Origin of the sequence: Actinomadura chibensis NBRC 106107 (assembly GCF_001552135.1) — a bacterium.
GTDB lineage: Bacteria > Actinomycetota > Actinomycetes > Streptosporangiales > Streptosporangiaceae > Spirillospora > Spirillospora chibensis.
In genome coordinates this window covers 1-11,631 of sequence record NZ_BCQP01000098.1, presented here as the reverse complement: position 1 = coordinate 11,631, position 11,631 = coordinate 1, and the positions used below count along the sequence as shown (strand labels likewise).

Here is an 11,631-nt window from a genome sequence, read left to right as displayed (position 1 = left end):
CCCCCCACGCCCCCCTTGTGGCTTGTGTTGTTGAGGCCGTGCAGGTCCCGGGTGGCTTGTTTGGGTCGGGCCTTGGTGGTGTTGGTTGCCGGGTCTGTGCTGGTTGGGGTTCGGTCCCGGGGGTGTTCGTCGGCGGGGACGGGCGCAAGGGGCGCGGGGGGTGGTTTCATGCCTGGTATGGGAAGACATCGCAGGGGGGCGACGCGGGAGGTCACGGTGGCCGACCTCATCGACGAGTTGCGCAAGTACGAGCCGGGGACGCGGGTTCGGCTCGCGATCCAGCCGCGGCTTCCGCAGGAACACGCGGTCGGGCCGGTGGCCGAGGCCGACGGCATCGTGTGGATCGGGGACGGCGGGCAGCGCGGCTACGCGCCCGACGAGGTGCGCGAGCGGCTCGGCTGGGTCTGACCGGCAAAAGGTTCGCCATGGCGGCGGCTGGCTTTCGTCCGGGCGCGCTTCATCGAGTCGATCATGCGGGAACGCCACCGGGTGGCGATGCGTGATCGAGATGAGGACTGACCCATGAGAAGCCGGATCACCGGACGGACGCTGCTGCCCGTGCTGGCCGCGGCCGCCGTCGCCGTCCCGGCCGTGCCCGCGGCCGCGCTGGCCGCGCCGCCGCCCGCGCCGGACGCCGCCGCGCCGAGCGCGGCCGGGCCGAGTGCCGCCGGGCCGAGCGCGGGGAGCGCCGGGCCGCAGACCCAGAGCACGAGCGACTGCGCGAAGGCGCTGCAGGCGCTCACGTCCCTCAAGCTGCTTCCGGAGCGTCCCGACCTCGGCCGCGTCATCTGCACGTCGCGGGCGGAGAAGGACGCGCCGCCCGCGCGGGACGACGCCGCCGGGCAGGTCACCAGCGAGCACCCCGCGGCCAACGGCCGGACCGTCCGGGAGGACACGATCCTCGGGGTCCCGGTCGAGTGGCCGAGAAGCGTCACGGTGCACGTGCCCACGGTCAACGACCACTGGTACACCTACACCGCGAAGAAGGGCTGACGCGGACCGCGGGCCGCGGCGGGACGTCCCGCCGCGGCCCGCGTCCTGAGCGCTCCCGACGTGCACTAAGCTTTTCCCGACCGAGGGGCTATGGCGCAGTTGGTAGCGCGCCTCCATGGCATGGAGGAGGTCTGGGGTTCGAATCCCCATAGCTCCACCCGGAGTCGGGAGTGGTGAGTTCGGCGCGAAAGCGGCGGCCGCCACTCCTTTGTCATGTTTCGCCCATTCACGTCGGTGCCGTCACCCGAACCCGCTCCCTGACCGAATCGTTGGCATCAGAGAAAGCCCGACCCGACCAGAGGGGCTCCGGTGACCCGACGCCTGCGCATCGACGACCTGACCGACCTGGCGCTGCCCGAGCAGCCCGTGCTGTCCCCGGACGGCACGCGACTCGTATACGTGCTGCGCACGGACGACACCGCCGCGGACCGCTGCGTCCGCCGCCTGTGGACCGTGGACACCGCCGGGGGCCGGCCCCGGCGGCTCACCCGCGGCGCCGCCGACGTGTCGCCCGCCTGGTCACCGGACGGCTCCCAGGTGGCGTTCCTGCGCGGCGAGGACGGCCCCCCGCAGGTGTGGCTCCTCCCCGCGGACGGCGGCGAACCCGAGCGGGTCACCGATCTGCCGCTCGGCGCCGGGCCGCCTTGTTGGAAACCCGACGGCACCGCGCTCGCGTTCACCGCTCCCTTCGACCTTGACGCGTCCCCGGGCGAGGACGACGCGGCGCGGGCCCGCAGGCGTGCCGCGCCGATCGTCACCGACCGGATCGACCACCGGGCGGACGGCGCCGGTCTCATCGGGCGGGTCCGGGCGCAGGTCTTCGTCCTTGAACTGGGGTCGCGGCAGGTCAGGCGGGTGACGTCGGGCGACTGGCAGGCCGGGGACCCCGCCTGGTCGCCGGACGGGACGCGCCTCGCCTTCGGCGCCACCCTGCCCGACACGGACCTGACCGGGCACAGCGCCGCGTACGTGCTGGACGTGTCCGACCGGAAGGCCGCCCCCCGGCGGATCGGCCCGGCCGAGGGGAGCGCGGGCCCGGTGGTCTGGACGTCCGGCGGCGACGCGCTGCTGGTCGTCGGCACGTACGGCACGGTGCTCGGCCACAACCGCCTGCTGCGCGTGCCGCTCGACGGCGGACCGGCGACCGACCTGTCCGGCATGCTCGACCGCAACGTCATGCCGGGCGCGCCGGGATACCCGGGGTCCGTGCCGCGCCTCGTCGAGGACGGGGAGAAGGTCCTCTTCTGCGCCCGCGACCAGGGGTGCACCCACCTGTACGTGACGTCCACGGCGGGCGGCGGCACGCCGCGCCGGGTGGTCGGCGGCCCCGGCTGGGTCGTCTCCGGCGTGGACGCGCGGAACGGGACGGCGGCGATCGTCCTGGCCACCGAGGAGTCGTTCGGCGAGATCGTCACCGTGGACCTCGCGACGGGGGTCGACACCGTCCGCACCGCGCACGGCGCGCCGTTCGCCGATGCTGAGATCTACCGGCGCGAGGAGCGGATGTTCCCCATCTCGGACGGCGCCGTCGTGCAGGGCTGGGTGATGCGCGACCCGGACGCGGACGCGCCCGGTCCACTGCTCCTCGACATCCACGGCGGCCCGCACAACGCGTGGAACGCCGCCGCCGACCACGCCCACCTGTACCACCAGGAGCTCGTCGCGCGGGGCTGGACGGTCCTGCTGCTGAACCCGCGGGGCAGCGACGGCTACGGCGAGGCGTTCCTCACCGCCGCGCTCGGCGGCTGGGGCGTCGCCGACGCCGCGGACTTCCTCGAACCGCTGGACGTCCTCGTCGCGGAGGGCGTTGCCGACCCGTCCCGGCTCGCCGTCTCCGGCTACAGCTACGGCGGCTACATGACCTGCTACCTGACGAGCAGGACCGGCCGGTTCGCCGCCGCGGTCGCGGGCGGCGTCGTGGCGGACCTGGTGAGCCTCGCCGGGACGTCCGACTGCGGCAACCACCTCGCCGAGTACGAGCTCGGCGGGCAGCCCTGGTCCGGCCGCGACCGGTACGCGGAGATGTCCCCCTACAGCCGGGTCGAGGACGTCACGGCGCCGACGCTGCTGCTGCACGGCACCGCCGACCTGCGCTGCCCGGACGGGCAGGCCGAGCAGTGGATCGGCGCGCTGCGGGCGCGGGGCGTCCCGTCCCGGCTCGTCTACTATCCGGACGCCTCGCACTTCTTCTTCCTGGACGGCCCGCCCTCGCACCGCGCCGACTTCAACCGGCGCATCGTGGACTGGGTCGAGCGCTACGCGGGCGGCACGGGCCGCGCCCCGATCGACGCCGCGCACTGGCAGCGCAGACTGGGGGAGCTGGCCGACCGGCACCGCGTGCCCGGCGCGGTCCTCGGCATCCTGCGGGTCGTCCCCGGATGCGAGGACGAGCTGGTGGAGGCGGCGCACGGCGTCCTCAACACCGCGACCGGCGTGGCCGCGACGCCCGACTCGCTGTTCCAGATCGGGTCGATGACGAAGGTGTGGACGGCGACGCTCGTCATGCAGCTCGTCGACGAGGGCCTCCTCGACCTGGACGCACCGGTCGTCGACGTCCTGCCCGAGCTGCGGCTCAGCGACCCGGACGGGACGAAGCGCGTCACGATGCGGCACCTGCTCACCCACACGAGCGGCATCGACGGCGACGTGTTCACCGACACCGGGCGCGGCGACGACTGCGTCGAGAAGTACACGGCGGAGCTGGCCGAGGTGGCGCGCAACCATCCGCTCGGCGCCACCTGGTCGTACTGCAACGCCGGGTTCACCCTCGCCGGGCGGGTGGTGGAGAAGCTCACCGGCCGCACCTGGGACCGGGCGCTGCGCGAGCGGATCATCGAGCCGCTCGGCCTGGAGCACACCGTGACGCTGCCGGAGGAGGCGCTGCTGCACCGCGCCGCCGTCGGGCACGTCGTGGACGGCGACGCCGAACCGGTGCGCGCCGGGACGTGGGCGCTGCCCCGCTCGCTCGGCCCGGCGGGGCTGATCACCGCGTCCGCCGCGGACGCGCTGGGGTTCGCCCGCCTGCACCTCACCGGCGGCCTCGCCCCGGACGGCACGCGCCTGCTGAGCGAGCGGAGCGTCGCCGAGATGGCCGCCGAGCACGCCGTCCTGCCCGACCGGTACGGCCCCGGCGACTCGTGGGGGCTCGGCTGGGCGCGGATGGGCTGGGACGGCCGCCGCCTCGTCGGCCACGACGGCAACACGATCGGCCAGTCGGCGTACCTGCGCGTCCTCCCGGACGAGGGCCTCGCGGTCGTGCTGCTGACGAACGGCGGCCAGAACGTCGACCTGTACGAGGACCTGTTCCGCGAGATCTTCGCCGAGCTGGCCGGGGTCGCGATGCCGCGCCCGGTGGAGCCCGCCGCGCCGCCCCCGCCGGTGGACGTCCGCCGCCACACCGGCCGGTACCGCCGGACGGGCGCCGACCTGGAGGTGTTCGAGCGGGCCGGGCGGGCCGTCCTGCGCATGACGGCGACCGGCCCGCTCGCCGAGATCGTCGCGGAGCCGGTCACCGAGTACGACCTGCATCCGGTCGACGCGGGCGGGAACCTGTTCGCCGTCCGCGAGCCCGCCGAGCGGACCTGGCAGCCCGTCGCCTTCTACGCGCTGCCGACCGGCGAGCGCTATCTGCACTTCGGGGTGCGCGCCACCCCGAAGTGCGACTGACCGTGCGGACTACCGGGGGCCGTCAGGCGGTGTAGCGCAGGACGGCGCCCACGTGCAGGCCGGGGCCCGGCCCGTCCGGCGGCAGCACGACCAGCTCGCCGTCGGTCGCGGCCGCGGCCCTGACCAGCGCGGCGTCCGCCCGGACCGGTTCGGGCGCGGGCACGCCGAACTCGTCGCGCAGCTCCTCGCAGGACGTCGCGACCTGGCTCGGGTCGGGGCCGATCCAGAGCCGGTCCGCCGCGTCCGGGTCGCCGTCGAGCAGGAGCGTCTCCACGCGGCCCTGCCGGACGGCCTCCGTCGTCGCGGGCAGGCCCGCGACGGCGCGCTGCCCGTTGGCCAGCTCGCGGTCGAAGCGCTCGGCGACGGCCATGATCCGCTCGGTCGTCTTGAGCCGCAGCAGGCGGCGCAGCTCGGCGTCGAGGGCGGGGTCGTCGACGGTCGTGTTCTTGTCGGTCTCCACGGTGTGCTCGAGGACGCTCTCCGACACCTCCTCCAGGACGGCCGTCCGCGCCCGCACGTCCCCGGCGATGAGGACGGCCTCGGCGCGGCAGCGGTCGGCGGCGCGGTCGATCTCCTGCGCCACCTTCTTGGCGTTGGCCTTCCAGACGTTCTCCGACGAGCGCTGGAACCGGGACTGGTTCCAGTCGCCCGCCTTCGTCTTGCGGATGGGGTACTCCTCGTCGCCCCGGACCTCGACGCGGCGGCGGCGCCCGTCCGGGCCGACGCAGTCGATCTCGCCGCCGCGGCGGTCCACCACGGCGAGCAGGTGCGGGAACCGCTCGCCCCGTTCGGCCAGGTAGGGCAGGACGTCCGGGAGCGGCGCCAGCGTCGCGCGGGAGGCGGCGGGCGGGCCGGGCAGGCGGGCGCTGTGCACCACCTCGCCGTCCGCGGCGAAGATCACCAGGCCCTCCGAGCGGCGCGCCAGCATCTCCTCGTCGATGGTCTGCTCGATCGCGCGCAGCGTGGCCGCGGGGGCGTGGCGGTCCTCCAGATCCGCGCGCAGCGCCCGCCACCGCAGCTCGGCGGCCTTGGACGCGTCCTCCGTCGTCCGGGTGAGGTCGGCGTAGACCGACGCGAAGGGCCCCGGACGCTCGTACAGCGTCTTGAGGAATGACAGATCCATAGAATGGCCGTACCCGCTTTTTCTGGTGCAAACGTAAAGATTGGGGCTTCTGGGGCGTTCCTCGCCGCCCCGGTTACCGGCGGCGCGCCGCCCGCGTCCACCCGCGGATCCGGCGCATCGGCGACAATGACACCCGGAGAGGGGATTCGTGCGCATCGGCATCCTGGGCCCGCTCGACGTGCGGGACGCGGCCGCCCGGCCCGTCGAGGTCAGCGGCCCGCGGCTGCGTGCCCTGCTGGTCCGGCTGGCGGCGGAGGCGGGGCGGCCGGTGTCGGTCGACCGCCTGCTCGACGACCTCTGGGACGGCGCGCCGCCGAGCGGCGGCGGCAACGCGCTCCAGGCGCTCGTCTCCCGGCTGCGCGGCGTCGCCGGACGCGACCTCGTCGAGTACGGCCCGGCGGGCTACCGGCTCGGCATCGACCCGGCGGAGGTCGACGCCGTCGCCTTCGAGCGCGCCGTCGTCGCCGCCCGCTCCGAGGCCGACCCCGCGCGGCGCGCCCAGCTGCTGCGCGCCGCGCTCCGGCTGTGGCGCGGCCCCGCCCTCGCCGACGCCGCCGACGCCGCGTTCGCCGCCGCGCCGATCGCCCGGCTGCGGGAGCTGCGGCTCGCCGCCGTCGAGGACCGGGTGGACGCCGAGATCGCCGCCGGGCTGCCCGTCCCGCCGGTCGCCGACCTCGAACCGCTCGCCGCCGCGAACCCGCTCCGCGAGCGCCTGCGCGGCCAGCTCATGCGCGCCCTCTACGCGGCCGGACGGCAGGCCGACGCCCTGGAGGTGTTCGAGGAGACCCGCCGCGCCCTCGCCGACCGGCTCGGCGTCGACCCCTCGCCCGAGCTGTCGGCCGTGCACCTGTCGATCCTGCGCCGCGACGCCGCCGAACCGCCCGCGGCGCCGCCGGACGAGCCGCCCCGCGACGACCCGCGCCCCGCCCGCACGAACCTCCCCGCCCAGCTCACCAGCTTTGTCGGACGCGAGGAGGAGTCCCGCCGCGTCGGCAAGCTGCTCCGCGAGACGCGGCTCGTCACCCTCACCGGGCCCGGCGGCGCGGGCAAGACGCGGCTCGCCGGGGAGAGCGCCGCCGCGCTCGTCGAGGAGATGCCGGACGGCGTGTGGTTCGTCCCGCTGGCGCCCGTCAGCGACCCGGCCGACGTCGTGCAGGCCGTGCTCGTCGCGCTCGCCGTGCCGGAGACCGTCCGCCCCGTCGAGACGCGGGTCGTGCCGAGGCCCCTGGAACGGCTCACCGACTTCCTCGCCGCCAAGCGGATGGTCGTCGTCCTCGACAACTGCGAGCACGTCCTCGACGCGACGGCCCGGCTCGTCGACCACGTCCTCGCCCAGGCGCCCGGCGTGCGGATCCTCGCCACCAGCCGGGAACCGCTCGGCATCACCGGCGAGTCGCTGTGCCCGGTGCCGTCCCTGCCGCTGCCGGACGCGGACGTCGCCGACCCCGCCGAGGCGCTCGGGTTCGCGTCCGTCCGGCTGTTCGGCGACCGCGCGGCGGCCGTCCGGCCCGGCTTCGCCGTGGACGCCGAGACCGTCGCCGACGTCGTCGAGATCTGCCGCGCGCTGGACGGCATCCCGCTCGCCATCGAGCTCGCCGCCGCCCGGCTGCGCTCCCTCACCCCCGGCCAGGTCGCCGCCCGGCTCGGCGACCGGTTCCGGCTGCTCACCGGCGGCAGCCGCACCGCGCTGCCCCGGCACCGCACGCTGCGCGCCGTCGTCGACTGGAGCTGGGACCTCCTCGACGACGTCGAGCGCACCGTCCTGCGCCGGCTGTCGGTGTTCGCGGGCGGCGCGACCCCGGACGCCGCCGTCGACGTGTGCGGCCTGCCCGCCCCCGACGCGCCCGCGCCGCGGGACGTCATCGACGTGATCGCCGCCCTGGTGGAGAAGTCGCTCGTGATGGCGGACGGCGACGCCGAGGTCCGCTACCGGCTGCTGGAGACCGTCCGCGTGTACGCGGGGGAGCGGCTGGAGGAGGCCGGGGAGGCGCCGCGCGTCCGCTCCGCGCACGCCGCCCACCTCGTCGCCCTCGCCGAGCGCGCCGAGCCGGAGCTGCGCCGCCGCGACCAGCTCCGCTGGACCGACCGGCTGGCCGCCGAGCGCGGCAACGTCACCGTCGCGTTCCGGCACGTCATCGACACCGGCGACCGGGAGACCGGGCTCCGCCTCGTCGCCGCGCTCGTCTGGTTCTGGGTGCTGCGCGACATGGAGGTCGAGGCCGGGCACTGGGCGGTCGCCGTCCGCGACATGGTCGGCGACGACCCGCCGCCCGGACTGGAGGAGCAGCACGCCCTCTGCGTCATCTCGGCCAAGGTCATCAAGGAGATGACCAAGGACGTCGGCCCGACGCGGGAGTCGCTCCAAGCCGTCTTCGACACCGTCGCCGACACCGTGCCCGAGCGGCCGATACATCCCGTCCTCGCCCTGATGGAGTCGGCGTCCGCGCTGCTCAGCGGTGACCTCGACGAGATCAGGCGGCGGCTGCGGCGGATCGAGGACCACGCCGACCCGTGGGTCCGCGCCGTCTCCCACACGCTGCTCGGGCACATGGCCATCAACACCGGGCACATCGACGAGGCCGCCGCGGAGGCCGCCGACGGCTACGCACGGTTCCGCGACCTCGGCGACCGCTTCGGGATGATCCTCGGCCTGAGCGGGATGATGCAGGTCGCCATGGCGCGCGGCGAGCTCGCCGAGGCCGTCGCGTTCGGCGAGGAGGCCTACGGCTACGCGACCATGGGCGTCAGCCCCGAGCAGGGCGCGTCGATCCTCGCCCAGCTCGGCCGGGCGCGGGCCGAGCAGGGCGACGCCGCGCAGGCCCGCGACGACCTGGAGCGGGCCATGGCGCAGATGGAGCGGATCGGCGAGCTGGCCGACGCCGCCGGGGCGTCCCTGTCGCTCTGCGAGATGGACCTGAAGGGCGGCGACCGCGCCGCCGCCCGCGCGCACGCCGCCCGCGCCCGCCGCTGGACGGAGCCGCGCGGGCACCGTCCCGACTTCGCGCAGGCCGTCCGCCGCACCCTGAGCCGCCTCGGCTCCCTCGCCGAGGAGGACGGCGACCTCGACGCCGCCCTCGACTGGCACACGCGGGCCTTCACCGACCTCCAGAACGACGCGCTGATGGGCAACCCCGCCCTCGCCGCCATGGTCGAGGGCCTCGCGGCGTTCGCCGCCGCGCGCGGCGCCTGCGTCCGGGCCGCCGAGCTGCTCGGCACCGCCCACACCCTGCACGGCTACCGCGACGTGGCGTCCTACGACGCGGAGCGGACGCGCGCGTACGTCGCGTCCGTCCTCGGGCCGGACGCCTTCGCCGCCGCCTACGATCGCGGACGCCGGGTCGCCCGGGACGACGTGTTCGCCGCCGGCGTCGACATCGTCCGGTCCGCCGCGCCCGAACCCGTCTGACCGTCCGCCGCGCGGCGGACCCGGGGGACGCGAGAAGGCGAGGCGCCCCCGTCCGGGCCCTGCCCCGCCTTCTCGTGGAGCGGACGTCAGGCCCTCCGCGAGTACATCCACATGGCCAGCGGGAACGTGACCACGACGATCCCGGCCGCCCACGCGAGCGTGTACCAGACGTGGTTCCCGACCGGGCCGCCGACCATCAGCGCCCGCATCGACTCCGCCAGGTGCGTGACCGGGTTGACCTTCGTCCACGCCTCAAGCCAGCCCGGCATCGTGGACGTGTTCGGCACCAGGATGCTGCTCCCGAACGTCAGCGGCATCACCCAGATGAACGCAAGCCCCTGGACGGTGTCCGGCGTCGGCGCGACCAGGCCCACCAGGACGGAGATCCAGCAGACCGCCAGGTAGAACACGTAGGCGAGGGCGAACGCGCCCAGCACCGACAGCGGGTCGGTGTGGAACCGGAACCCGAGGAGCGACCCGAACCCCACGAGGACGGTCATCACGGTGACGAACCGGGCCGTGTCGCCGAGCACCGAACCGATCAGCGGCGCGGAACGGGCGATCGGCAGGCTCCGGAACCGGTCGAACACGCCCTTGTGGATGTCCTCGTTCAGCGCCGTCCCGAGACCCATCGTCGCGAACATCGCCATTTGCGCGACCAGTCCCGGCAGCAGTTTCTGCAAATACGAATGGGTGTCGCCCGCGACCGCCCCACCGAACACGTACAGGAAAAGCAGCAGGAACACGATCGGCATCAGCGTCGTGTCGAGCAGTTTCTCCGGGGAGTGCTTCAACTGGGAGATGTTGCGCCACGCCAGCGTCAGGCCGTGGCGCAGCGTCCGCTGCGGGCTGATGCGCGCGGGCGGCTCGGTCGCGGACCGGCGCGTGTCGACGGCGATGGCGGTCATGCCACGCTCCCCTCGGTGACGAGATCGGACTCTTCGGCTTCTGCTTCTTCGTCGGCGAGGTGGCCGGTGAGCGTGAGGAACACCTCGTCCAGGCTCGGCATCCGCAGGGCCAGCTCCGCCGCCGTGATGGACGCCTCGTCCAGCCGCCTGACCAGCGCCGACAGCACACCGGCATCGTGCACCGGGGCGCTGACGAGGCCGGTCGGCCGCTGCACCTCCGGCCGCTCCCCGGTCAGCTCCGCGACGATCGCGGTGAGCTGCGCCGTCCGGAACGGCTCGGACGCGCGCACCACCAGCGTCTGCCGGCCGATCCGGCCCTTCAGGTCGTCGGACGTGCCCTCCGCGATCACCCGTCCGTGGTCGAACACCGCGATCCGGTCGGCGAGCGCGTCGGCCTCCTCCAGGTACTGCGTGGTCAGCAGGACGGTCGCGCCCTCGGCGACGACGCCGCGGACCGTGTCCCAGACCTCGTTGCGGGCCCGCGGGTCCAGCCCCGTCGTGGGCTCGTCCAGGAAGATGACCTCGGGATGGTTGATCAGGCTGGCCGCCAGGTCGAGGCGCCGCCGCATCCCGCCCGAGTACGTCTTTACCGCCCGGGACCCCGCGTCGGCGAGCCGGAACCTGTCCAGCAGCTGGCGCGCCCTGGCCTTCGCCTCCCGGCGGGGGAAGTCCAGCAGCCGGGCGATCATCACGAGGTTCTCGGTGCCGGTCAGCTCCTCGTCCACCGACGCGTACTGGCCGGTCAGACCGATCATCGCGCGCACCCGGACGGCGTCCTTGACGACGTCGTAGCCGCAGACCTCGGCCCGTCCGGCGTCCGGCTTGAGCAGGGTCGCGAGCACGCGGACGGCCGTCGTCTTGCCCGCCCCGTTCGGCCCCAGCACCCCGAGGACCGTCCCCCGGCGCGCCGAGACGTCCACGCCGTCCAGGGCCTTGGTCTCCCCGAACCGTTTGCGCAGCCCCTCGGCGCGAATCACATCGTCCATCTGTCCGCCTCTCGTAGGACTTCGCTGTGTCGTCCACCACCTTCGGCGAGGCCGCTGACACGGCGCGGACACCGGCCGCCGTCCGCTGACGCGACGCTGACGCGCGCCTGACGCCGATCCCGTGAACGCGCCATGACCAGGACTTTTCCTTGCTTGGACGAGAGTTGGGCGACCTCGATTTGACGGGCCGTCCGGGGCTGCCTAATGTTCTTCCTGCCCCAAGGGGATGCGGGACGCCGGAAGGCGGACGGCCCCGGGGGAAGCCGACAGAGGAAAAACGGTTCGCAGCTTGCTCCGGGCCGGGTTACTCTTGAATGGCAAGCCCGGACGGGATGCAGGACGCCGCGAGGTGGCCGGCCCGTAGGGCACTCCCTACGAAACGATCTTCACGGGTCTTCTTCGGCTTGTGGTGGTGTCGTGGTGTGGGGGTTCTGGCAGGTCCCTCGTCCGTCTAAAAGATCTTCTTGGATCTTCTTGACAACGGGGACGGGTCAGGTAAGTTAGAAGGGTTGCCCCGGAGCCGGGGCCTGCGGGAGCGGGCGGTCGGCG

Annotated in this window: 7 protein-coding genes and 1 tRNA gene; 5 read left to right on the top strand and 3 right to left on the bottom strand. The window is 74.4% G+C overall.

Annotation, left to right across the window (positions count from 1 at the left end):
- The first annotated feature begins 177 nt into the window (after positions 1-177).
- The 4 genes from ACH01S_RS40835 to ACH01S_RS40820 all read left to right on the top strand — a co-directional run bounded on the left by ACH01S_RS40835 (position 178) and on the right by ACH01S_RS40820 (position 4,659).
- Complete coding sequence (locus ACH01S_RS40835) at positions 178-408, top strand: hypothetical protein (RefSeq protein WP_067905554.1); 231 nt, start codon at positions 178-180, stop codon at positions 406-408.
- 114 nt (positions 409-522) lie between these two features.
- On the top strand, positions 523-993 hold the full coding sequence (locus ACH01S_RS40830) for a hypothetical protein (protein WP_067905552.1): 471 nt from the start codon (positions 523-525) through the stop codon (positions 991-993).
- An 84-nt stretch (positions 994-1,077) separates the two neighbouring features.
- Positions 1,078-1,150, top strand: a tRNA-Ala gene (locus ACH01S_RS40825).
- Between the two features lie 152 nt (positions 1,151-1,302).
- Positions 1,303-4,659: a serine hydrolase gene (locus tag ACH01S_RS40820; RefSeq protein WP_067905551.1), complete on the top strand. Its 3,357-nt coding sequence runs from the start codon at positions 1,303-1,305 to the stop codon at positions 4,657-4,659.
- A gap of 22 nt (positions 4,660-4,681) precedes the next feature.
- Here ACH01S_RS40820 and ACH01S_RS40815 read toward each other — a convergent pair whose 3' ends face one another.
- Complete coding sequence (locus tag ACH01S_RS40815) at positions 4,682-5,782, bottom strand: baeRF2 domain-containing protein (RefSeq protein WP_067905549.1); 1,101 nt, start codon at positions 5,780-5,782, stop codon at positions 4,682-4,684.
- A gap of 148 nt (positions 5,783-5,930) precedes the next feature.
- On the opposite strand from ACH01S_RS40815, the gene ACH01S_RS40810 reads away from it, so the two are divergent.
- The gene (locus ACH01S_RS40810) at positions 5,931-9,188 is read left to right on the top strand and encodes an AfsR/SARP family transcriptional regulator (RefSeq protein WP_067905547.1); all 3,258 of its coding nucleotides are present in this window, start codon (positions 5,931-5,933) and stop codon (positions 9,186-9,188) included.
- A gap of 86 nt (positions 9,189-9,274) precedes the next feature.
- On the opposite strand, the gene ACH01S_RS40805 is transcribed toward ACH01S_RS40810, so the two are convergent.
- Positions 9,275-10,096, bottom strand: a complete 822-nt coding sequence (locus ACH01S_RS40805; RefSeq protein WP_067905545.1) for an ABC transporter permease — start codon at positions 10,094-10,096, stop codon at positions 9,275-9,277.
- Positions 10,093-11,082, bottom strand: a complete 990-nt coding sequence (locus ACH01S_RS40800; RefSeq protein ID WP_067905543.1) for an ATP-binding cassette domain-containing protein — start codon at positions 11,080-11,082, stop codon at positions 10,093-10,095. The genes ACH01S_RS40805 and ACH01S_RS40800 overlap by 4 nt, the downstream gene beginning before the upstream one ends.
- Positions 11,083-11,631: the final 549 nt, after the last annotated feature.